This window comes from Betaproteobacteria bacterium (genome assembly GCA_016720065.1).
Classification (GTDB): Bacteria; Pseudomonadota; Gammaproteobacteria; order Burkholderiales; family Rhodocyclaceae; genus SSSZ01.
In genome coordinates this window covers 428,592-449,794 of record JADJXY010000001.1, presented here as the reverse complement: position 1 = coordinate 449,794, position 21,203 = coordinate 428,592, and the positions used below count along the sequence as shown (strand labels likewise).

Below are 21,203 nucleotides of genomic sequence, written 5' to 3'. Positions count from 1 at the left end.
TCAGCGGCTTTGATCATATCCCCAGGCCAGAAAAGGAAAAAGCCGCCATGAGGCGGCTTCTTGAAGAAACGTCAATTTAGCGCTTCGAGAATTGCTTGCGACGACGAGCTTTGTGGAAGCCGACCTTCTTACGTTCAACCTCACGCGCATCACGGGTAACAAAGCCCGCCTTGGACAAAGCGGGCTTCATCGCGGCATCGTACTCGATGAGCGCACGGGTGATCCCATGCCGAACGGCCCCCGCCTGACCAGACTCGCCCCCTCCGGTGACGTTGACCTTGATATCAAAGCCCTTGAGTTGGTCCACCAACTCCAACGGCTGCCGCACGATCATGCGCCCTGTCTCGCGGGAGAAAAACTCGTCCACCGGCTTGCCATTGACAACAATCAGCCCACCGCCTCGCTTCATGAACACGCGAGCCACCGCGCTCTTGCGGCGCCCAGTACCGTAAAAATAAGCTTCAGCCATTTCCTACCTCTTAGAGTTCCAGAGCCCGGGGTTGTTGCGCTGCATGCGGATGCCCCCCCCCGGAATAGCACTTCAGTTTCTTGAGCATCGCATAGCCTAGCGGCCCCTTGGGCAACATGCCTTTAACAGCCTTTTCCAGCGCACGGCCAGGGAAACGCTGCTGCATTTTCTTGAAGGTAGTCTCGGTCACACCGCCCGGGTACCCCGAGTGACGGTAATACTTCTTGTCTTCGGCCTTGTTACCCGTAACCGCGAGCTTTTCGACATTCGTCACGACGATAAAATCGCCGGTGTCGACATGGGGGGTGTAAATGGCCTTGTGTTTGCCTCGCAAACGGCGAGCGATTTCGGATGCGAGGCGGCCGAGCACTTTGTCCGTGGCATCCACCACAAACCACTCGTGCTTCACCTCTTGCGGCTTGGCGGAGAAAGTTTTCATCTGGCCGTCCTTGGGGTCGGGTTGATTACAGAAAGCCGCGCAGTATAAGGCACCCAATTCCTATGTGTCAAACGCACTTCCTGAGTGTGCCGTTCCACGCTTTCGGCAACGCGCAACCCGAAATGCCGACTGGCCACCCATCGATATCTTACGGCCCCCGCACATATTTCAGGGGTCACCGCATCTTGCCAGTCACAAACTGCGTCTGACACATGTCAAGCGACACCAGGAATTGACCCCCTGGCGACATTGAGAACTGACCCCCTACGCGGGTTGATGAATGGTTGATGGGGCTGCGACGGGGGGCTGCTGGAGCAGTGCCCCGGCGCGACGCTTGTCTTTGAGACGGTAGCTGTCACCGCGGATGGTGATGACGTGGCTGTGGTGCAGCATGCGGTCGAGGATGGCAGTGGCGGCGATGGCATCGCCGAAGACCACGCCCCATTCGGACACGGTGCGGTTGCTGGTGATGAGGAAGCTGCCGCGCTCGTAGCGCCTTGAGACCAGTTGGAAGAACAGGTGGGCGGCCTTGGGCTCGAACGGCAGGTACGCCCTGCAGCCGTTGCAGTTCCTGCCGCACCACGTCGCAGTTGCCCCGGTGCTGCGCAAACTGCGCCTGCAGCCACGTCCCCAGTCCCGCCAACTTCCCTTGCCGGGCCGGCGCCCGATACGGCACGTAGCGACCCGCCGCCACATACCGCTTCACCGTATTGCGCGCCACGCCCAGCTCCCGCGCAATCCGCTTCGTCCCCTACCCCAGCCGCTCCAACGCCAACATCTGCCCGACTGCTTCCGGCTTCCGGTTCCAGCATCCGTTCTCTCCTGCTTCCTCGCAGGCCCGGATGCTGCTCTCTTGCTTCCTTCATGACACCTCCTGGTTCGCGCCCAGGGGGTCAATTCTTCCTGTCGTCAGGGGGTCAATTTAACGTGTCGTCTGCACTTGCATGCAGACAGCGTACCCGTGGGGACGCGCAGCGGCGTGAGTTTCGGACCCAGGCGTGCCCCCCCCCGCACGTGCGAAAAAAAACGCGGCTCGGAGAGCCGCGTAAATCCACACCAAAGGAGGAGGGTGGAGGAGACAAGCCTGAACCAAGCGACCAAGACCTCAGATCGATCACGGTTCCAACGCTGTGCATTGTGCCTGTACTCGCCAAAGCAGACAAGCTATTGTTGTGCATTCCAGCATTGTTTTTTAGTTTGTCGATGTTGTTTTACAATTGCATTTAACCACATGGTTTATATCGGGGGTTTTTGGGGGGGGCCCGGGGGTCGGGGGGGCCGGGGGGGGCCGGGGCCCGGCGGGGGGGGGGGGGGGCGGGACGCGGGGGCCCGCCCCCGGCTGGCCCGGCCCTGCCGGCCCCGCCGGCCCCGGCCCCGGGGGGGCCGCCCCCCCCCGGCCCGGCCCTCGTTCCGGCTTATTGTATGTTTATAACAATTTATTCAATATAAAGCACCGCCACTTACGCCACGTTCGCACCATAAAACAGGCAATACTGCTGCAGTGCCGCAATGCTGATGCTCCAGTGCCCCGATCAAATGCACTACAATCCGCGCATTTGAGGTCCGCCATGGAATGCACGGTTCGTTGGCTGGGTAGCAGCTCCGGAATGTCCTTCCTCGGGGAAACTGGCAGTGGTCACGCCGTCGTAATGGACGGCGCCCCGGAAGCTGGTGGCCGTAATCTTGCACCGCGGCCAATGGAGTTGCTGCTTGCCGGAACGGGGGGCTGCACGGCCTTCGACGTTGTTATGATCCTGAAGAAGGGCCGCCACAAAGTGACTGCCTGCGACGTCCAACTCAGTGCCCAGCGCGCAGACTCGGACCCGAAAGTCTTCACGCACATCCATTTCAGTTTCAGGATCGCGGGCTCTGACCTCAAACCCGAGACCGTGAAGCGGGCCATAGAGCTGTCCAAGGCAAAGTACTGTTCAGCCTCGATCATGCTCAGCAAGACCGCCGAGATCACCTATGACTTTACCTTGACGGAAGTCACTCCCTGAGAACTAGAGGTCGGACAGGTTTGCGTCGATGCTGAAGCGCGCGTCAGCACCTCCATCGCGCGAAGCGAACCGCATCCTCGCCAAAGCTTTGGCGAGGATGCGCGAGCAGCGGAGATGCGTTGAGTGCCGAACCTATCTGACTACTAAGATGCCGCGTCAACACCCTTTGCACTTGAGCTTGCCTAGCAGGTCTGCGAGGGATTGAGACTAAACGTAATAAGCGGTGCGGGTCATGAATCGCGCGGCAAGTTTCATCGCCACGACAATCGGCACCGGCAAACGGCCCCCCCCAAGTTCCAATGCCATCTCAGCATGTCTAATTTCGTCGAGCCGCATCTGGTCCACGATCGCGCGGGATCGAAGGTCTCTAGGGGGCAATTCGCGCAAATGGCTGTCTAGATGTGCCTCCACTTGGCGCTCGGTCTCGGCAAGGAATCCCAGATTCCACCTATCGCCCGCTGTTCCAGCCAAAACCCCCAGCGCGAATGCCCCACTGTACCAAAAGAGATTCAGGCAGCTTTTTCGCCCCATCAGTTCCTGAATGCGTTGCTCGGTCCAGGCCAAGTGCTCCGTTTCCTCATTAGCTGCTTCGACCAGCGCGTCCTTGGTGACTGAATTGCCGGATGAGAGGGCCTGCCCTTGGTAGAGCGCTTGCGCACAGATTTCTCCAACATGATCCACACGCATCAGGCCAATGACGTGACACCTTTCCACCTCGGACAGGTTTGCTTCCGGGAATTCCTTCCCCGGCCGAGGACGCACGGTTATCGCTGGTGCAAAAAGTGTCCGAACGATTTTGTCCACTTCTATGATGACCCTATCGGAAACCAAGCTACTCTCCAGCAAAGTTATCTTACTGCACCAACTGGCCTACCCATTCGGACTGACTGGAGAGGCCTCTGACAAGTGGAAGAGGAATCGCCCCGGCAAGAAAGCCGGACCCAGCGCCCTTCCTTCCAAGAATTAGGCCAACCTGACCGCTTACCAAATCTGATTTCTGGACCGGCGCCCACCTCTGCGAAGGTTCGCAAGCGCCTCGTCACCCTGGGCAACAATGACCCCATCCGGGCAGAAATGCTCCAGAAAAAGGGTCGCGTGGTGGCGGTTGGCCCCAGCCTCGGAAATCCTGCGCCAACGCTCGCCTCTGGATTTTGACCAAGACCCGTCACTCTGGCCCAAAGCGTACAGGCGTACCTCACGGGTCTCACAGCGCATCCCTTCGAAGCTCACGTTCCGGACTCCGGAGGGCGCTGAAATCATCAGTGTGTATCGCACAACGCCGTCTCGGCCGACCGAAAGAGACTTCGCGTCTACACAAAAACGATTGACGGTTGCGGCACTGACATAGAACGGCAGACAGTCCACCTCACTCGGCGCCACAGGAAATCCAACGTCGGCTTCCTCCCAGCGCTGTAGACGAAAATCGTCTTCGACCTCGGCCACAGCGCTACCGGCCGCCCATACCAGCAGTGCGGCGGTAACGCCTAAAACAGAACCACTACACCGTGGCATCTTGCGAAATGGCAGCCTCAATCTCGGCGAAAGTGCGGGCAACTTCAGTGTTGTGCATAGGAATCCCAAGTTGCCTTGCAACCTGGGAAGCGGAGAATATTCCCCTCACCATCTGCCGATTGGCGACCACATCATGGTCTACCACCAAGGCATGCTGCCGCCCTGTCCGCTTTAGCGTCTCGACGATCGCACCGACCCGCGCCCGCAAGACATCTCCCATTTCGAGCACTTCGATTTCAGACCCCGGGGTCATGACATCCACCACCCGAATCTCATCATGCCGCATGCCTCGCTTGCTCACCATCTGCATGGGACGCTCGCCGAGAATGTCGCGCGCCGTGACGACTCCGATGACGTTAGCCCCCCGATCGACAACCAGCAGCGAGCGAACCCCCCGCGCGATCATGGCCTGATTCGCCACGTCGATATGGGTTTCAGGATCTATCGTCGCAGCAGGAACCAGCCTGAGATCAGTCATGACCTCTAGTGCGGGCGACTCGACGGTGACCGGCTGCGGGGAAAACGACGCCGGCTGATGATATCCGGCTCCAGATTCGAGCCGGGAAGAGGTGAGCTTTTTCTCCGTTACCATGATTCCTCCTTCTCCTTACGCGGGTTGATCGACCTTCGTCAGCTTGTGGGAGTCAGATTCATTTGCCTGCTTTCGGTTCCGGCGGCGCAATCCGTGCCTGCGATCCGCATCAAGATATCGGACCAACTCGTTGAGAGCCAACTGGTACACGTTGCGCTTGAACTCGATAACGACATCCAGAGGCACCCAATAGTCGTTCCAACGCCATGCATCGAATTCAGGTTTTTCCGTCGCCCTGAGGCTCACGTCAGTGTCACGGCCCACCAATCGCAGCAGATACCAGATTTGCTTTTGCCCACGATAAGAACCGCGCCACTCCCGCTTGATCCATTGTGTCGGCACTTCATAGCGCAACCAGCCCTTGGTCCGTCCGAGGATTTGCACATGCTCGGGCTTGAGGCCCACCTCCTCGTAGAGTTCGCGATACATGGCATCCTCGGGCGATTCACCGCGCTTGATACCACCCTGCGGGAACTGCCACGAATGCTCGCGTATGCGCTTACCCCAGAAAACCTCGTTCTTGGCGTTACATAGAATGATGCCGACGTTCGGGCGATAGCCTTCACGATCGAGCATAGATTTTCCTGCTATAACTTTGGTTGGGTTCATTCTTTCACAAAGGCGGCCCGCTTGCAAAAGATAGGCCCCGTGTAGAATTTCGGCTTTTGCCCTGTCTGAGAGCCTGCCATGCGTACCACCCAGTTCTTCTTCACGACCCTCAAGGAAGCCCCCGCCGACGCCGAGGTCGTCAGCCAGAAGTTGATGTTGCGGGCCGGTCTCATCAAGAGGGCCGCAGCGGGGATTTACACATGGATGCCGCTTGGGCTCCGCGTATTGCGTAAAGTTGAAAGTATCGTCCGCGAGGAGATGAACCGGGGAGGTGCGCAGGAATTGCTCATGCCCGCAGTTCAACCAGCCGAACTCTGGCAGGAATCCCGCCGCTGGGACCATTACGGACCCGAATTGTTGCGATTCAAGGATCGGCATCAGCGCGACTTCGTCATTGGTCCGACACACGAAGAGGTCATCACCGACGTCGTACGACGGGACGTCAAGAGCTACCGGCAGTTACCCATCCACCTTTACCAGATTCAGACCAAGTTCCGGGACGAAATCCGGCCGCGTTTCGGCGTCATGCGCGGCCGAGAGTTTCTGATGAAGGACGGCTATTCATTTCATTCCTCTTTCGCTGATCTGGAACGTGAATACCGCAACATGTACGACACATATGGCCGCATCTTCAGCAGGCTCGGTCTGCGCTTTCGGGCTGTAGCGGCTGATACGGGATCAATTGGGGGAACGGGATCCCACGAATTCCATGTCCTCGCCGACTCCGGCGAGGACGCCATCGCCTTTTGTCCGACCTCCGATTACGCCGCCAATGTCGAACTCGCGGAAGCTGTCGCCCCGTCGCAGGGCCGACCAGCCCCCCTGGAGGCCCTTCAGAAGGTCACGACTCCCGGGCAGACCGCCTGCGCGGACGTCGCGGCCTATCTGCGGACTACGCCGGACCGCATCGTCAAATCGATCGCGGTGTTCTGCGACCGAGACCAAGGCGAGAAATCGTTTGCTTTGCTGCTTCTGCGGGGTGACCACGAACTCAACGAGATCAAGGTCGGAAAACTTGCGGGCCTGTCACCATTCCGATTTGCTTCGGAAGTCGAAATTCTCGATCATCTGGGATGCAGGCCGGGCTTCATCGGGCCGGTTGGCGTGGATACGAAACGTGTAAGAGTGATCGCCGACCGCAGTGTCACCGCACTCTCGGATTTCGTGTGTGGCGCCAACGAACCCGATGTACACCTGACCGGGGTCAATTTTTCCCGAGACCTGCCCGAACCCGAAGTCGCCGATATCAGAAATGTAGTCCCCGGCGATCCATCGCCCGATGGTTACGGCCGACTGGAATTGTGCCGCGGCATTGAGGTCGGGCACATCTTCCAACTGCGCCGCAAATATTCCGAGTCGCTCCAATGCAGCTACCTGGACGAAACCGGCAAGAGCCAGTTCATGGAGATGGGTTGCTATGGCATCGGTGTGACCCGCATCGTCGGCGCAGCCATCGAACAGGGGAACGACGAAAAGGGAATTGTATTTCCGGCCGCAATCGCCCCTTGGGAAATAGCGATCATCCCAATGGGCTACAAGAAGAGCGAACCCGTGCGCGTGGCTGCGGACGCGCTGTATCGGGAGCTCGCCGATGCAGGAATGGATGTCGTTCTGGATGATCGCGACGAGCGTCCCGGTGTGATGTTCGCCGATATGGAACTGATCGGAATTCCCCACCGCCTGGTTGTGGGCGAGCGGGGTCTTAAGGAAGGGCATGTGGAATACAAGGGGCGACGCGACACAGAATCCGAGATGCTTTCCCGTGAATCCATAGTCTCGGCACTCCGGGCAAAACTGTGCTCAGGCTGATCACAGCGCTGTGCCTAGCCGCCCTTCCTGGCGCAGCCCTGGCCGGCGCCCAGAAGTACGAACCTCTATCGGCAAGCGTTCAGGCAGCTTTGCACAAGGCGGTTTCTGATGCCCGCCCGCCGGCAAGTTCGTTTCGCAATCCGATAGAAGCGGCCAACTGGCTCGCGGAGATGTCGCGACGACTCGAGAATCGCATCGCGAACCGGGATTACCGAATTGAACTGTTACGCACCGTCCATTACGAAGCAACACGGGCCGGACTCGACCCCCAACTGGTTCTAGGATTGATGCAGGTCGAATCAGGATTCCGCAAATATGCAGTCTCCTCTGCGGGAGCACGCGGTTACATGCAGGTTATGCCATTCTGGATCAAGATCATTGGCCGCCCGGACGACAACCTCTTCCACCTGCGAACAAATCTGCGCTATGGATGCACCATCCTACGGCACTACCTGGATATCGAAAGAGGTGATCTGTATCGGGCTCTGGGCCGCTACAACGGCAGTCTAGGAAAACCGGAGTACCCCAACATGGTACGGGCCTCCTGGGAACGCAACTGGGGTTGGCAACCACTCCCACGCACTTGACGCCCTGTTCTGTCCGCGACGACCCGAGCGGCAGGATGGGCAGGATTCCCCTGAGGCGCCCCGCAGACAAGGAGTCGCTCAAGGGATTCCGCGCGACTCAGCGCGACTCAGCGCATCCCTGGCAGCATCCCCCGCATTCCCCGCATGAGCTTACCGACCCCACCTTTGGTCAGTTGCTTCATCATCTTCTGTGACTGTTCGAACTGATTCAGCAGACGGTTGACCTCCTGCACCTGGACTCCCGCACCAACCGCAATTCGCCGCTTGCGGCTTGCCTTGATGATATCCGGCCTAGCCCGCTCCGCCGGCGTCATCGAATTGATGATCCCTTCGATTCGCCCCACCATTTTTGCCTCTGCACCGACCGGCATCTGACCTGCCATTTGCGCCACCTGCGCCGGCATTTTGTCGAGCAATGCGCTGAGTCCGCCCATTTTGCGCATTTGTCCCATCTGCTCTTTGAAGTCGTTGAGATCGAACCCCTTACCAGACTTGAGTTTCTTCGCAAACGCGACTGCCTGTTCCTCGTCGATGCCTTTCTTGGCCTCTTCGATCAGGGAAAGGACGTCCCCCATACCGAGGATACGGGAAGCCATCCGTTCCGGATGAAAGGCTTCGATACCTCCCAGCTTTTCGCCGACTCCAGCGAACTTGATCGGCTTGCCTGTTACGTGGCGGACCGAAAGGGCCGCGCCCCCGCGGGCGTCACCGTCGAGTTTGGTCAAGACCACACCGGTGAGCGGTAGCGCTTCATTAAATGCGCGAGCAGTATTGACCGCATCCTGACCCAGCATCGCATCGACCACGAAGAGGGTCTCGATAGGCCTCGCTACCGCGTGCAGACGCTTGATCTCGGCCATCATTTCTTCGTCGATGGTCAGACGCCCCGCCGTATCGACCAGCAGGACGTCATGGTAGTGCCGCTTTGCCCAATCGACCGCTGCCAGGGCAATCGCCTCGGGCTTTTCCCCGGTCGATGAGGGAAAGAAGTCGACGCCAGCCTGTCCGGCCACCGATTTCAACTGATCGATGGCGGCGGGGCGGTAAACGTCGCAGGACACCACGAGCACTTTTTTCTTCTGTGTTTCCCGCAAGAGTTTGGCCAACTTCCCTACGGTAGTGGTCTTGCCAGCACCTTGCAGGCCTGCCATGAGCACCACGGCGGGCGGTTGGGTTGCGAAACTGATGCCCTCATGCGCCCCCCCCATGATCCGGGAAAGCTCCCGGTGGACCACGCCAACCAAGGCCTGGCCTGGGCTCAAGGAGCCCATAACCTCCTCGCCCACTGCCTTTTCCTTCACCGCGGCGATAAATTCCTTGACCACCGGCAAGGCCACATCGGCCTCCAGCAAGGCCATGCGAACCTCACGTAGCGCATCGGCGATATTGGATTCGGTAAGGCGTGCTTCGCCCTTGAGCGTCTTCATGACGCGGGCGAGCCGCTGGGTCAGGTTGTCGAGCATGGGATTGGGGCTTCGTTTAGAATGGTCGGATGGGCGCTATTGTAATTCAGCTGATGCCGCACATTCTGGCAGCCGCACTGTACGGGGGACTCGGCTACCACTTCTGGAATTCCCGCTGGCGAGAAATCGACAGATCTGGTGTTGCCGTCCCCATGCAATCCTGGGAGCGCGCGGCGATCGGCAGCGCTTTGCTCGTCCATGGTTTCGGCATCCACAGTGCTCTGTTCAGCGAAGTCGGCATGCGCTTCTCGTTCAGCTTCGCGCTTTCTCTGATGATGGCCCTGGCCGTCCTCATCTACTGGCTGGAGAGTTTCATGGCCCGCATGGAAGGCCTGCAGCCCATGGTGCTCCCCCTGGCATCCGTCTGCGCCCTCCTTCCGGCCATCTTCCCCCACGTTCATCTGGTGGCACACGCCGAAGCAACGGGCTTCAAGCTCCACTTCCTGGCGGCAATGCTCGCCTATAGCCTGTTTACCCTGTCGGCACTCCACGCCATTTTCATGGGATTCACCGAGCGTGCCCTGCACCAGCGCACACTGACCCGCAGCCTCGCCAGCCTACCGCCGCTCCTGACCATGGAGAAACTGCTTTTTCGCATGCTCCTTATGGGCTTCGTATTGCTCAGCCTCACTCTGGGGAGTGGCGTCTTTTTTTCGGAAAAGATATTCGGCAGGGCACTGAAGCTCGACCACAAGACCCTCTTCGCCTTCGCCTCCTGGGCCATATTCGCCACCCTACTGGTCGGCCGGCACGCCTGGGGCTGGCGCGGAAAAAAAGCCTTGCACTGGACCCTGTCTGGGTTTGCAGTGCTCCTTTTGGCCTACGTGGGCAGCCGCTTCGTCGCTGAAGTCATTCTCGGGCACTGATCCGCCTTGAGCGAGATTCCTCTTTCGGCTCTGTCGCTGACGCTCGTCGCCCTGTTGGCACTGTCCGGCTTCTTTTCGCTGAGCGAGACGGCGATGATGGCGTCGAACCGCTTTCGGTTGCGCCATCTGGCTCAGAACGGGCACCGTGGCGCCCAGGTAACGCTGGCACTTCTGGATCGGACCGACAAGCTCCTGGGCGTCATCCTTCTCGGTAACAATCTCGTCAATTCAGCGGCGGCCACCCTGGTCAGCGTCATCACCATCGAGTTGTTCGGCGAAGGAAAATGGGCACTGGGGATTGCCACACTGTCCATTACCTTCGCCATTCTGGTCTTCTCCGAGATTACACCCAAAATCATCGGGGCCACCTACGCCGACAAACTGGCCTTGGGCCTGGGATTTCTGCTGACCCCACTCCTCCGGCTGTTTTACCCAGTCGTATGGTTTGTCAATCTGTTTGCCGCCGCGCTCCTACGCCTTCTCCGTCTTTCTCCGACACCTGAGCAGGAGTCGGCGCGGTTCTCGCCCGAGGAGCTGCGCTCGCTCGTCCTTGAATCGGCTCATCTGATTCCCGCCAAGCACCGAACCATTCTCTCCAATTTGTTCGATCTGAATGCCATTACCGTCGAAGATGTCATGACACCGCGGGCTCAGATCGAGATCCTAGACATCGACCGCCCCTGGGACGAGGTACTCGACCAGATGGGGACCAGCCACCACAGCCGCCTTCCGGTCTGCCGGGAATCTCTGGACCAACTGCTCGGGGTCCTCGCCCTTCGGCGAGTATTGGGGGAAGCCAATCGCGGCCCCCTGAGGGAAGAAGCCATCATGGATTTGCTTTCGGACCCGTACTACGTGCCGGCCGGTACCGCGGCTTTCACGCAACTGGCCTACTTCCAGGAAAATCGTCAGCGGATCGGCTTCGTCGTCGACGAGTATGGCGACATTTTAGGATTACTGACACTGGAGGACATCATTGAGGAAATCGTGGGGAAATTCACCACTTCGCTTCCGGGTCTGGACAATTCGCTTGCCTGGGACACTACGGGAGCTGCGCTCGTCGAAGGCAGCCGACTCCTGCGAGACATCAACCGGATGCTCGCGCTGGACCTCCCCGTAGATGGCCCCAAAACCCTCAACGGCCTTCTCTTGGAGCAACTCCAGGACATCCCGGAAGCCGGGGTAAGCGTCAAGATTGCGGGTGTCGCCATTGAGGTCGTCTATACCGAGGACCGCAGCGTCAAGACAGCACGCCTGTTCCGACCCCACACCTAGGCGATTCCCGCGCCCGAGAAGGCTTTACAAACCTTGGGCTACGTAGCATCATCGCCGGGATGTATCCGGCATTTGATCTATTCTGATGGCTTCCACACCTCAGACTGCACCTCTGGGCGGCTTGGCTCGTGCCATGGTTCAGGCCGGCCGGCTCAAGGAAGCCGACGCTGAGCAGCTCCTGTCTCAGGCCACCTCCAACAAGACAACCTTCATCGAGCAGTTGGTCGCAAGCCAGAAGGCAAGTGCCCTCGATGTCGCCCGTTTTGTCGCAGAGACCTTTGGCTATCCGCTGCTTGACTTGGCCACTTTTGATGAAGTCCACGTTCCGGCAAACGCGGTCGACCGCAAGCTGATCGCGACCCATAAGGTCGTTCCCCTCAACAAACGCGGCAACCGACTATCGGTCGCGATTTCGGATCCCACCAACCTGCGGGCGCTCGACGAGATTCGCTTTCAGACCGGCCTGGCAGTGGACCCCATCGTCGTCGAGGAGCCCAAGCTTCTTCCCCTGGTCTCCAAGTATTCGGAGTCCGCCGAAGACAGCCTCAAGAATCTCGCATCGGATGACATCAATCTCGACTTTCTTGACGAGGAAGCCACAAAACAGGACGAAGCGGCCAGCCAGGACATAGACGACGCCCCGGTCGTCAAATTCATTCAGAAAATGCTCCTGGACGCCATCAACGACGGCGCGTCCGATATCCACTTCGAACCCTACGAGAAGTTCTACCGCATCCGCTTCCGCGTCGACGGCATCCTGCGGGAGGTTGCCACCCCCCCCCTTGCGATCAAGGAAAAGATCGCTTCCCGGATCAAGGTCATTTCCAGACTCAACATTGCTGAGAAACGCGTTCCCCAGGACGGTCGCATGAGGCTGGTTCTGTCCAAGAGCCGCGCCATCGACTTTCGCGTCAGTACACTCCCGACTTTACAGGGCGAGAAAATCGTCCTGCGGATTCTAGATCCAACGTCTGCAACTCTGGGCATCGAAGCCCTAGGCTATGAGCCCGAGCAAAAGGCTGCTTTGCTCGATGCGGTGAGCCGCCCCTACGGCATGGTGCTCGTTACAGGCCCAACCGGTTCGGGCAAGACGGTCTCCCTCTATACCTGCCTGAATATCCTCAACAAGCCAGGAGTCAATATCTCCACTGCTGAGGATCCGGCCGAAATCAACCTGCCCGGCATCAATCAGGTCAACGTGGACGACAGAGCGGGCCTGACTTTCTCCGCGGCGCTCAAGTCCTTTCTGCGACAGGATCCCGATGTCATCATGGTGGGCGAAATCCGCGACATCGAGACCGCAGAGATTGCGATCAAGGCTGCTCAGACGGGTCACATGGTGCTGTCCACCCTGCACACTAACGACGCACCCCAAACCCTCACCCGGCTGATGAACATGGGCGTACCAACCTTCAACATCGCGTCCAGCATCCTGCTGATCACTGCCCAACGGCTTGCACGACGCCTGTGCAACTGCAAGAAACCGGTCGACGTCCCGAGAGAGGCGCTGCTTAACGCGGGGTACACGGAGGCCGAACTGGATGGATCCTGGGCGCTCTACGGCCCCGGTGGCTGTGATCGGTGCAAAGGCTCGGGGTATAAGGGCCGGGTTGGCATCTATCAGGTCATGCCGGTATCCGAAGCCATACAACGTATCATCCTGGCCGGCGGAACCTCGCTCGACATTGCCGCTCAGGCACAGAAGGACGGCGTCAAGGATTTGCGGACTTCCGGACTTCTCAAGGTCAAGCAGGGTGTTACCTCGCTCGATGAAGTCTTGAGCACGACCAACGCATAACAGGGAAGGGGACAGGCGATGGCCACTGCCGCACAAGCCAGGAAATCGGTCGTCAAGGAAGCGACCTTCGTCTGGGAAGGCAAGAACAAGGACGGCAAGGTCGTCCGGGGAGAGATGCGGGCTGCCAGCGAGGCCGTCGTTCAAACGACGCTTCGGAGGCAGGGTGTGCTTGTCGGTAAAGTCAGCAAGCAACGTTTCCGTGGGGGCAGCAAGGTCACTGAAAAAGACATCACGCTGTTTACGCGCCAACTGGCCACCATGATGAAATCCGGGGTACCGCTCCTGCAAGCGTTTGATATCGTCGGTCGCGGCCACTCCAATCCGTCTGTCGGCAAGCTTCTACTCGATATCAAGGCGGATGTTGAAACCGGCAGTTCCCTTTCCCAAGCCTTTCGCAAGTACCCGCTCTACTTCGACGCGCTCTACTGCAATCTCGTCGGCGCAGGCGAGCAGGCAGGCATACTGGACAGTCTTCTGGACAGGCTCGCGACCTACAAGGAGAAGATGCTGGCAATCAAGGCCAAGATCAAGTCAGCGTTGTTCTACCCGCTTACCATCATCGTCGTCGCCTTCGTTATTACGGCGATCATCATGATCTTTGTGATCCCTGCCTTCAAGGAAGTGTTCAAGAGCTTTGGAGCAGATCTGCCCGCCCCGACGCTCATCGTCATCGCGATTTCAGACTATTTCGTCGCCTATTGGTGGGCCATATTTGGGGCCATAGGCGGCGGTATCTACGGTTTCTTCGCGGCGTACAAACGATCCGAGGCCATGCAAATCGCATTCGACCGATACGCCCTGCGGACCCCTGTCTTCGGTGACATCATCCGCAAGTCTGTCATCGCCCGATGGACGCGGACTCTCTCCACCATGTTCAGCGCCGGTGTCCCGCTGGTGGAATCACTGGAGTCCGTGGGGGGCGCAGCCGGGAACTACGTGTATAAGGTTGCCACCCGCAACATTCAGGGCGAAGTCTCGACCGGAACGAATCTCACCACCGCCATGCAGAATACCAACCTCTTCCCGAATATGGTGACTCAGATGGTCGCCATCGGAGAGGAGTCCGGCGCCCTGGACTCGATGCTCTCCAAGGTTGCCGACTTCTTCGAGGCGGAAGTGGATGATGCCGTTGCCGCCCTGTCGAGCATGATGGAGCCGCTGATCATGGTCGTCCTCGGCGTCCTCATTGGTGGCATGGTCATCGCCATGTACCTGCCCATCTTCAAACTGGGTTCCGTGGTCGGCGGCTGATGCTGGAAACTCCGGGCGGCTTGGCCGCGGTAGCGGGGCTGCTCGGCCTGTGCGTGGGCAGCTTCCTCAATGTCGTCGCTCACCGCCTGCCGCGCATGCTGGAGCGGGAGTGGGCAGCGCAGTGTGCCGAATTGCAAGCCGGCTCCGACGCAATGGCTACTCGGCTCCCCGACGACGCGCCCTTCGACCTCGTTCGGCCCCGCTCCCGCTGCCCGAGCTGTGGTCATGCCATCACGGCGCTGGAGAACATTCCGGTTCTGAGCTACCTCCTCCTCGGCCGCAGGTGCTCGGCCTGCCGCAGCCCGATTTCTGTCCGCTACCCCCTGGTCGAAGCCTTCACTGCACTCGGTTCCGCCGGCCTCGCATGGCACTTCGGGGCGCCATGGCCCACCCTGGGAGCCCTGGCGCTGCTCTGGGCCCTGATTGCCTTGTCGCTCATTGATTTCGACACCCAACTTCTCCCGGACGGCATTACCCTCCCCCTCGTGTGGCTGGGCCTCGCTTTCAACCTGTTCGGTACCTTCACGGACCTTCAATCGGCAGTGATCGGTGCAATGGCAGGCTATCTCTCGCTCTGGTCGGTCTATTGGCTCTTCCGGCTGGCCACGGGCAAGGAAGGCATGGGTTTCGGGGACTTCAAGCTGCTTGCCGCGATTGGCGCATGGCTGGGTTGGCAGCTGCTGCCTGTAGTGATCCTGTTGTCGTCCCTGGTGGGTGCGCTGGTTGGACTGTCGCTCATCTTTTTTGCCCGGCACGGTCGCCAGGTCCCCATTCCTTTCGGCCCGTATCTTGCCGCCGCCGGGCTGATTGCCCTGGTGTGGGGAGCACCTCTCACCGCGTATTACCTGGACACGATTCGCTGACCGGACCGTCAGCACACGATAACGATCGGTTATAATTCAAGGTTTTGGAGGATTCCCATGCCGATCTACGAATATCGCTGCGACGCCTGTGGTTTCCAGAAGGAACACCTGCAGAAATTGAGTGACCCCGTGCTGACCGTCTGCCCTCAGTGCAACGCCAGTGCTTATCAAAAGCTGTTGTCTGCGGCCGGCTTCCAGTTGAAGGGAAGCGGATGGTACGCCACCGACTTCAAAGGCAATTCTTCGCCCCCCGCAAAACCCGCAGAAACCAAGCCTGAAAGTGCGCCCCCCTGCCAGGGCGGCACTGGAGCTTGCGCGTGCGCCGCCAATTGATCAAACGCTGGTTCATCACCGGGCTGGTGATCTGGGTTCCCCTGGTCATCACGGCCTGGGTGCTGTCGGTGATCGTCAATACGCTGGACCAATCCCTGCGTCTCTTGCCGACCGCCTTCCACCCCCAGCAGCTCGTAGGCTTCATGATCCCCGGGGCTGGCGCGCTCCTGACCCTGCTCATGATCCTCCTGACCGGGTTCTTGGCGACAAACTTCATCGGGCAAAAGCTGGTGTCCTGGTGGGAAAAGCTTTTGGCCCGCATCCCGGTGGTCAATTCGGTCTACAACAGCGTCAAGCAGGTTTCCGACACTCTTTTCGCGCCCAACGGCAATGCCTTCCGCAAGGCCCTGCTGGTTCAGTACCCGCGGGAAGGCAGCTGGACCATAGCCTTCCTTACCGGGCAGCCGGGGGGCGACGTGCGCAACCACCTGGGCGGCGATTACGTCAGCGTCTATGTGCCGACGACCCCCAACCCCACCTCCGGCTTCTTCCTCATGATGCCGGCCTCCAGCGTCGTCGAGCTCGACATGACCGTCGACGAAGCCCTCAAATACATCATTTCGATGGGCGTCGTGGCCCCTCCGCCGCCCCATCGCGCAACGAAACCCCAACTGAAAACGGAACAGCTTCATGCGTAGCCACTACTGCGGACAACTCAACGCCACCCTCGACGGCCAGATCGTCACCCTTTGCGGCTGGGCCCATCGCCGCCGCGACCACGGGGGCGTGATCTTCATCGACCTGCGGGACCGCGAGGGCCTGGCCCAGGTGGTCTGTGATCCGGACCGGGCCGACGCCTTCAAGATCGCCGAGTCCGTGCGCAACGAGTTCTGTCTCAAGATCACCGGCAAGGTGCGCCCCCGGCCGGCCGGCACCACCAATGCCAACCTCGCTTCCGGCGAAATCGAAGTGCTCTGCCACGAGATCGAGGTCCTCAACCCGTCCGTCACCCCCCCGTTCCAGTTGGATGAGGAAAATCTCTCCGAAAACGTGCGCCTGACCCACCGCGTCATCGACCTGCGCCGCCCGCAGATGCAGAACAACCTGATGCTGCGTTACAAGACGGCCCGCGCCTTTCGCCGCTTCCTCGACGACAACGGCTTCATCGACGTCGAAACGCCGATGCTCACCAAGTCCACCCCGGAAGGTGCCCGCGATTATCTGGTGCCGTCCCGCGTGCATCCCGGCCAATTCTTCGCCCTGCCGCAGTCGCCCCAGCTCTTCAAACAGCTGCTGATGGTGGCCGGCTACGACCGCTACTACCAGATCACCAAGTGCTTCCGTGACGAAGACTTGCGCGCCGACCGCCAGCCGGAATTCACCCAGGTCGATATCGAAACCTCGTTCATGGGCGAGGCCGAAATCACCGCCCTGATGGAGCAGTTGATCCGCCGTGTCTTCAAGGAAGCCATCGACGTCGATCTCCCGCAATTCCCGCGCATGACCTACGCCGAAGCCATGCACCGCTTCGGCTCGGACAAGCCGGATTTGCGCGTCACCCTGGAGCTGACCGAAGTCACCGACGCCTTCAAGGGCGTCGCCTTCAAGGTCTTCGCCGGCGTCGCCAACAGCGAAGGCGGCCGCATCGCCGCCATGCGCATCCCGGGCGGCACCGCTCTGACCCGCGGCGAAATCGACGCCTACACCCAGTTCGTCGGCATCTATGGCGCCAAGGGCCTGGCCTACATCAAGGTCAACGACGTCACCCAGATCAATGAAACCGGCCTCCAGTCGCCCATCGTCAAGAACTTGTCCGAAGCCTCGCTGCGCACGGTCATCGAGCGCACCGGCGCCCAGTCCGGCGACCTCATCTTCTTCGGCGCCGACAAGGCCAAGATCGTCAACGACGCCCTTGGGGCGCTGCGCATCAAGATCGGCCACGAAAAGGGCTTCGTCACCGGCGCCAAGTGGGCACCGCTGTGGGTCGTCGATTTCCCCATGTTCGAATACGACGACGAATCCAAGCGCTGGACCGCCTGCCACCACCCCTTCACCAGCCCCAAGGACGAGCACATGGATCTGCTGACGAGCGATCCCGGCAAGTGCCTGGCCAAGGCCTACGATCTGGCGCTGAACGGCTGGGAACTGGGCGGCGGCTCGGTGCGTATCCACCGCGCCGACGTTCAGGAAACCGTCTTCAAGGCCCTGGCCATCGGGCCCGAGGAGCAACAGGCCAAGTTCGGCTTCCTCCTCGACGCCCTGAAGTACGGCGCCCCGCCCCACGGCGGCCTGGCCTTCGGCCTCGACCGCATCGTCACCATGATGACCGGGGCCGAATCCATCCGCGACGTCATCGCCTTCCCCAAGACCCAGCGCGCCCAGTGCCTGCTCACCGACGCCCCCTCCGGCGTCGACGAGAAGCAACTGCGCGAACTGCACATCCGCCTGCGTCAGAAGCTCGAGACCCAGGTGGAAGTCACGCCCCAGGCGTAAAGCACCGCCAATGGCTGCCGGGTTGCGCCTCCTGCTCGTCCTCTGGCTGGCGATCGGGAGTGCGCTTGGTCTGGCTCGCGAGTCGGGCACGGACTGGATTGCGGCCGCCGACCTGCCCATCGAAGCCCGGCAGACCCTCGCCCTGGTCAAACAGGGCGGGCCCTACCCCTACCGCCGGGATGGTGTCGTCTTCCGCAATTTCGAACGCCTCCTCCCCCTTCGCCCGCGCGGCTACTACCGCGAATATACGGTGCAGACCCCCGGCAGCCGGACGCGCGGCGCCCGCCGCATCGTCGCCGGAAGCAGCGGCGAGTATTACTACACCGAAGACCATTACCAGAGTTTCCGCCGCATACGCGAATGAGCTCGCCATGACGCCAATCCTGCCTTCGAACCCATCGCGCAACGGCGTCTATCGCCTGCCTGCTTCAGGCGTGGATGCCCTAATCAGCCAGGCCGGCACCAGCGGATTCACGCTCCATCGTGCCGACCTGAAGGGCCTGCGCGCCAGCCGGGAATGCCTTGTCGCCCTGGGAAAGAGCCTCGATTTCCCCCCATGGTACGGCGCCAATTTTGATGCCCTGGCCGATTGCCTGGGCGATCCCGACTGGCAACCGGTCGGCGCCCAGATGCTCCTCATCACCGGAGCCGAGTCCTGGCGCCGCGCCCACCCGCACGATTTCTCGACCTTCCTGGAAGTCCTGGCCGGCGCCGCCGATGAGCGCAGGAGCGCTGGCCAGCCCTTCTGGATTCTGGTCGATGCCGACGCGGAACTACCCGACCCGCCGCGGGGATGAGCCCCTACAAGCAGCCGGTCTCGGTCCTCGTCGTCCTTCATACCGTCAAGCTCGACGTCCTCCTCCTGGAGCGCGCCGCGCACCCCGGCTACTGGCAGTCCGTGACCGGAAGCCGGGAAGGGCAGGAAGCTCTGGCCGCAACCGCCCGGCGCGAAGTCCTCGAGGAAACGGGTTTCGACACCGCCCTGTACGAACTGCGCGACTGGCAACTCAACCACCGCTACGAAATCTTTCCCCATTGGCGCCAGCGCTATGCCCCCGGAATCACCGAGAACGTCGAACACGTTTTTTCCCTCGCCCTGCCGGAACGCCTTTCTCCCAGAATTGCCGCTGCGGAGCACCGGGATTGGATCTGGATGCCCTGGCAGGCTGCAGCGGCGCGTTGCTTCTCCTGGAGCAACCGCGACGCCATCCTCGCGCTGCCGCAGCGACAGTCCGCGCAAGCACTCACCCCCAGCGGCCCCATGCCATGAGTAGTCCCCTTACTTCCCGCGCACTCCCTCAGTCCCAACCCTGCCCACCGCCTTTTCTTTGTAAAATCTGCCGCGACTTCCTCCGGAGCCTGCCATGAGTCTCGACACCCTTTCCCCCGGCACCAAGGCCGCCGTCCTGGCCGAAGCCCTGCCCTACATCAAGCGTTTCCACGGCAAGACCATCGTCGTGAAGTACGGCGGCAACGCCATGATCGACGAGCACCTCAAGAACTGCTTCGCCCGGGACGTGGTGCTGCTGGAATTGATCGGCTTCAACATCGTCGTCGTCCACGGCGGGGGCCCCCAGATCGAAAACCTCCTCGCCCGGGTCGGCAAGAAGGGTGAATTCATCCAGGGCATGCGCGTCACCGACGCCGAAACCATGGAAGTCGTCGAGATGGTTCTGGGCGGCCAGGTGAACAAGGATGTCGTCAATCTCATCAACCAGCACGGCGGCAAGGCCGTTGGCCTCACCGGCAAGGACGGCAACTGCATCCGCGCCAAGAAACTGCTGCTCGAGAACAAGGACAACCCCGGCGACCTCATCGACGTGGGACAGGTCGGCGAGATCACACAGATCGACCCTTCGCTCATCGACCACCTGGACAGGGGCGCCTTCATCCCGGTCATCGCGCCCATCGGTGTCGGCAAGGACGGCGAGACCTACAACATCAACGCCGACGTGGTGGCCGGCAAGATCGCCGAAGTGCTGAAGGCGGAAAAGCTCGTCCTGCTCACCAATACTCCGGGCGTCCTGGACAAGGCCGGCAACCTGCTCACCGGCATCACCCCCAAGGAAATCGACGACATGGTGGCCGACGGCACCCTGTCCGGTGGCATGCTGCCCAAGATCGCCTCGGCCCTCGATGCCGCCCGCAACGGCGTCAAGGGCGTGCACATCATCGACGGCCGGGTCGAACATGCCCTGCTTCTGGAAATTCTCACCGACCACGGCGTCGGCACCATGATCAAGTCGCGCTGATGGTACCGGGCGGGCCGGTCTGGCTCTTCGATCTCGACAACACCCTGCACGACGCCACGCCCCACATCTTTCCCCACATCAATCGCTCGATGCGCGAATACATCGAGCGCCACCTGGGCGTCGATAGCGACGAGGCGACCCGCATCCGGCAGGATTACTGGGTACGCTACGGCGCCACCCTTCTGGGCCTGGTCCGCCACCACGGCACCGACCCGCGCCATTTCCTGCGGGAGACCCACCGCTTTCCCGATCTGCCGGCCATGGTACGGTTCGACCCCGCCGTGCGCGCAGCCCTGAGGCGCCTGCCGGGGCGCAAGATTGTCTTTTCCAACGCACCACGCCACTACACCGAGGCGGTGCTGGCGCTGACCCGCCTGGACCGCCTGGTGGATGCCGTCTACGCGGTGGAGAACTTGCGTTTTCGGCCCAAGCCGGACCCGGCAGGCTTCCGCACCCTGCTGCGGGCCGAGGGACTTCACCCCAGCCGTTGCATCCTGGTCGAGGACACCCTGGCCAACCTGGTCACAGCCAAGCGCCTGGGCATGAAGACCGTGTGGGTAAGCGCTGACTTACGCCGGCCGCCCTTCGTGGATAGGAAAGTCCGCTCCGTGCGTGACTTGTGCCGCGGGGCGACACGACTATAATCTGCGCA

23 protein-coding genes and 1 pseudogene are annotated in these 21,203 nt (G+C 60.6%); 16 read left to right on the top strand and 8 right to left on the bottom strand.

Annotated features, from left to right (window positions below; all coding sequences use genetic code 11):
- Window positions 1-76: 76 nt before the first annotated feature.
- The 3 genes and pseudogenes from rpsI to IPM73_02125 all read right to left on the bottom strand — a co-directional run bounded on the left by rpsI (window position 77) and on the right by IPM73_02125 (window position 1,457).
- Entirely contained in the window at window positions 77-469 is a 393-nt protein-coding gene (gene rpsI, locus IPM73_02135; GenBank protein MBK8916890.1) for a 30S ribosomal protein S9, read from the bottom strand.
- Between the two features lie 10 nt (window positions 470-479).
- Complete coding sequence (gene rplM, locus IPM73_02130) at window positions 480-908, bottom strand: 50S ribosomal protein L13 (protein MBK8916889.1); 429 nt, start codon at window positions 906-908, stop codon at window positions 480-482.
- Window positions 909-1,172: 264 nt separating this feature from the next.
- Window positions 1,173-1,457, bottom strand: a pseudogene (locus IPM73_02125) (ATP-binding protein).
- A 1,019-nt stretch (window positions 1,458-2,476) separates the two neighbouring features.
- On the opposite strand from IPM73_02125, the gene IPM73_02120 reads away from it, so the two are divergent.
- Window positions 2,477-2,908, top strand: a complete 432-nt coding sequence (locus IPM73_02120) for an OsmC family protein (GenBank protein MBK8916888.1) — start codon at window positions 2,477-2,479, stop codon at window positions 2,906-2,908.
- Window positions 2,909-3,115: 207 nt separating this feature from the next.
- On the opposite strand, the gene coq7 is transcribed toward IPM73_02120, so the two are convergent.
- The 4 genes from coq7 to IPM73_02100 form a co-directional block, all read right to left on the bottom strand.
- On the bottom strand, window positions 3,116-3,739 hold the full coding sequence (gene coq7 / locus IPM73_02115) for a 2-polyprenyl-3-methyl-6-methoxy-1,4-benzoquinone monooxygenase (GenBank protein ID MBK8916887.1): 624 nt from the start codon (window positions 3,737-3,739) through the stop codon (window positions 3,116-3,118).
- Window positions 3,740-3,889: 150 nt separating this feature from the next.
- Window positions 3,890-4,351 (bottom strand): CNP1-like family protein, encoded by a 462-nt coding sequence (locus IPM73_02110; protein ID MBK8916886.1) that lies wholly within the window; start codon window positions 4,349-4,351, stop codon window positions 3,890-3,892.
- Between the two features lie 55 nt (window positions 4,352-4,406).
- On the bottom strand, window positions 4,407-5,012 hold the full coding sequence (locus IPM73_02105; GenBank protein MBK8916885.1) for a CBS domain-containing protein: 606 nt from the start codon (window positions 5,010-5,012) through the stop codon (window positions 4,407-4,409).
- Window positions 5,013-5,027: 15 nt separating this feature from the next.
- A complete protein-coding gene (locus IPM73_02100) occupies window positions 5,028-5,588 on the bottom strand; it encodes an RNA pyrophosphohydrolase (protein MBK8916884.1) in 561 nt (186 codons plus the stop codon).
- 111 nt (window positions 5,589-5,699) lie between these two features.
- Between IPM73_02100 and IPM73_02095 the strand changes: the two genes are divergently transcribed.
- Together IPM73_02095 and IPM73_02090 are read left to right on the top strand one after the other, a co-directional pair.
- On the top strand, window positions 5,700-7,430 hold the full coding sequence (locus tag IPM73_02095; GenBank protein MBK8916883.1) for a proline--tRNA ligase: 1,731 nt from the start codon (window positions 5,700-5,702) through the stop codon (window positions 7,428-7,430).
- The gene (locus IPM73_02090) at window positions 7,418-8,017 is read left to right on the top strand and encodes a lytic transglycosylase domain-containing protein (protein ID MBK8916882.1); all 600 of its coding nucleotides are present in this window, start codon (window positions 7,418-7,420) and stop codon (window positions 8,015-8,017) included. The genes IPM73_02095 and IPM73_02090 overlap by 13 nt, the downstream gene beginning before the upstream one ends.
- Before the next feature lie 107 nt (window positions 8,018-8,124).
- On the opposite strand, the gene ffh is transcribed toward IPM73_02090, so the two are convergent.
- Window positions 8,125-9,480, bottom strand: coding sequence for a signal recognition particle protein (gene ffh / locus IPM73_02085; GenBank protein ID MBK8916881.1), 1,356 nt, complete (start codon window positions 9,478-9,480; stop codon window positions 8,125-8,127).
- 29 nt (window positions 9,481-9,509) lie between these two features.
- Between ffh and ccsA the strand changes: the two genes are divergently transcribed.
- The 13 genes from ccsA to IPM73_02020 all read left to right on the top strand — a co-directional run bounded on the left by ccsA (window position 9,510) and on the right by IPM73_02020 (window position 21,195).
- Complete coding sequence (ccsA, locus tag IPM73_02080; GenBank protein MBK8916880.1) at window positions 9,510-10,346, top strand: cytochrome c biogenesis protein CcsA; 837 nt, start codon at window positions 9,510-9,512, stop codon at window positions 10,344-10,346.
- 6 nt (window positions 10,347-10,352) lie between these two features.
- Complete coding sequence (locus IPM73_02075; protein MBK8916879.1) at window positions 10,353-11,621, top strand: HlyC/CorC family transporter; 1,269 nt, start codon at window positions 10,353-10,355, stop codon at window positions 11,619-11,621.
- An 85-nt stretch (window positions 11,622-11,706) separates the two neighbouring features.
- Entirely contained in the window at window positions 11,707-13,419 is a 1,713-nt protein-coding gene (gene pilB / locus IPM73_02070; GenBank protein MBK8916878.1) for a type IV-A pilus assembly ATPase PilB, read from the top strand.
- An 18-nt stretch (window positions 13,420-13,437) separates the two neighbouring features.
- A complete protein-coding gene (locus IPM73_02065; protein ID MBK8916877.1) occupies window positions 13,438-14,670 on the top strand; it encodes a type II secretion system F family protein in 1,233 nt (410 codons plus the stop codon).
- Entirely contained in the window at window positions 14,670-15,533 is an 864-nt protein-coding gene (locus IPM73_02060; protein MBK8916876.1) for a prepilin peptidase, read from the top strand. Before IPM73_02065 ends, IPM73_02060 begins: the two co-directional genes overlap by 1 nt.
- 57 nt (window positions 15,534-15,590) lie before the next feature.
- Window positions 15,591-15,866 (top strand): zinc ribbon domain-containing protein, encoded by a 276-nt coding sequence (locus IPM73_02055; protein ID MBK8916875.1) that lies wholly within the window; start codon window positions 15,591-15,593, stop codon window positions 15,864-15,866.
- Window positions 15,851-16,504 carry a DUF502 domain-containing protein gene (locus IPM73_02050; protein MBK8916874.1) on the top strand — a complete coding sequence of 218 codons (654 nt, stop codon included), beginning with the start codon at window positions 15,851-15,853 and terminating at the stop codon, window positions 16,502-16,504. Before IPM73_02055 ends, IPM73_02050 begins: the two co-directional genes overlap by 16 nt.
- Window positions 16,497-18,299, top strand: coding sequence for an aspartate--tRNA ligase (gene aspS, locus IPM73_02045; GenBank protein ID MBK8916873.1), 1,803 nt, complete (start codon window positions 16,497-16,499; stop codon window positions 18,297-18,299). Before IPM73_02050 ends, aspS begins: the two co-directional genes overlap by 8 nt.
- Before the next feature lie 10 nt (window positions 18,300-18,309).
- A complete protein-coding gene (locus IPM73_02040; GenBank protein ID MBK8916872.1) occupies window positions 18,310-18,663 on the top strand; it encodes a ribonuclease in 354 nt (117 codons plus the stop codon).
- Between the two features lie 7 nt (window positions 18,664-18,670).
- Window positions 18,671-19,096 (top strand): barstar family protein, encoded by a 426-nt coding sequence (locus IPM73_02035; protein MBK8916871.1) that lies wholly within the window; start codon window positions 18,671-18,673, stop codon window positions 19,094-19,096.
- Entirely contained in the window at window positions 19,093-19,569 is a 477-nt protein-coding gene (nudB, locus tag IPM73_02030; GenBank protein ID MBK8916870.1) for a dihydroneopterin triphosphate diphosphatase, read from the top strand. Before IPM73_02035 ends, nudB begins: the two co-directional genes overlap by 4 nt.
- A gap of 94 nt (window positions 19,570-19,663) precedes the next feature.
- On the top strand, window positions 19,664-20,551 hold the full coding sequence (argB, locus tag IPM73_02025; GenBank protein ID MBK8916869.1) for an acetylglutamate kinase: 888 nt from the start codon (window positions 19,664-19,666) through the stop codon (window positions 20,549-20,551).
- On the top strand, window positions 20,551-21,195 hold the full coding sequence (locus IPM73_02020) for a pyrimidine 5'-nucleotidase (protein MBK8916868.1): 645 nt from the start codon (window positions 20,551-20,553) through the stop codon (window positions 21,193-21,195). Before argB ends, IPM73_02020 begins: the two co-directional genes overlap by 1 nt.
- Window positions 21,196-21,203 lie beyond the last annotated feature (8 nt).

Coding starts and splice junctions, on each gene's coding strand:
- nudB (MBK8916870.1), top strand. CDS start 19,093: ATGAGCCCCTACAAGCAGCCGGTCTCGGTCCTCGTCGTCCTTCATACC.
- ccsA (MBK8916880.1), top strand. CDS start 9,510: ATGGGCGCTATTGTAATTCAGCTGATGCCGCACATTCTGGCAGCCGCA.
- IPM73_02060 (MBK8916876.1), top strand. CDS start 14,670: ATGCTGGAAACTCCGGGCGGCTTGGCCGCGGTAGCGGGGCTGCTCGGC.
- IPM73_02120 (MBK8916888.1), top strand. CDS start 2,477: ATGGAATGCACGGTTCGTTGGCTGGGTAGCAGCTCCGGAATGTCCTTC.
- IPM73_02055 (MBK8916875.1), top strand. CDS start 15,591: ATGCCGATCTACGAATATCGCTGCGACGCCTGTGGTTTCCAGAAGGAA.
- argB (MBK8916869.1), top strand. CDS start 19,664: ATGAGTCTCGACACCCTTTCCCCCGGCACCAAGGCCGCCGTCCTGGCC.
- aspS (MBK8916873.1), top strand. CDS start 16,497: ATGCGTAGCCACTACTGCGGACAACTCAACGCCACCCTCGACGGCCAG.
- rplM (MBK8916889.1), bottom strand. CDS start 908: ATGAAAACTTTCTCCGCCAAGCCGCAAGAGGTGAAGCACGAGTGGTTT.
- IPM73_02100 (MBK8916884.1), bottom strand. CDS start 5,588: ATGCTCGATCGTGAAGGCTATCGCCCGAACGTCGGCATCATTCTATGT.
- pilB (MBK8916878.1), top strand. CDS start 11,707: ATGGCTTCCACACCTCAGACTGCACCTCTGGGCGGCTTGGCTCGTGCC.
- IPM73_02035 (MBK8916871.1), top strand. CDS start 18,671: ATGACGCCAATCCTGCCTTCGAACCCATCGCGCAACGGCGTCTATCGC.
- rpsI (MBK8916890.1), bottom strand. CDS start 469: ATGGCTGAAGCTTATTTTTACGGTACTGGGCGCCGCAAGAGCGCGGTG.
- IPM73_02020 (MBK8916868.1), top strand. CDS start 20,551: ATGGTACCGGGCGGGCCGGTCTGGCTCTTCGATCTCGACAACACCCTG.
- IPM73_02095 (MBK8916883.1), top strand. CDS start 5,700: ATGCGTACCACCCAGTTCTTCTTCACGACCCTCAAGGAAGCCCCCGCC.
- IPM73_02105 (MBK8916885.1), bottom strand. CDS start 5,012: ATGGTAACGGAGAAAAAGCTCACCTCTTCCCGGCTCGAATCTGGAGCC.
- ffh (MBK8916881.1), bottom strand. CDS start 9,480: ATGCTCGACAACCTGACCCAGCGGCTCGCCCGCGTCATGAAGACGCTC.
- IPM73_02040 (MBK8916872.1), top strand. CDS start 18,310: ATGGCTGCCGGGTTGCGCCTCCTGCTCGTCCTCTGGCTGGCGATCGGG.
- IPM73_02065 (MBK8916877.1), top strand. CDS start 13,438: ATGGCCACTGCCGCACAAGCCAGGAAATCGGTCGTCAAGGAAGCGACC.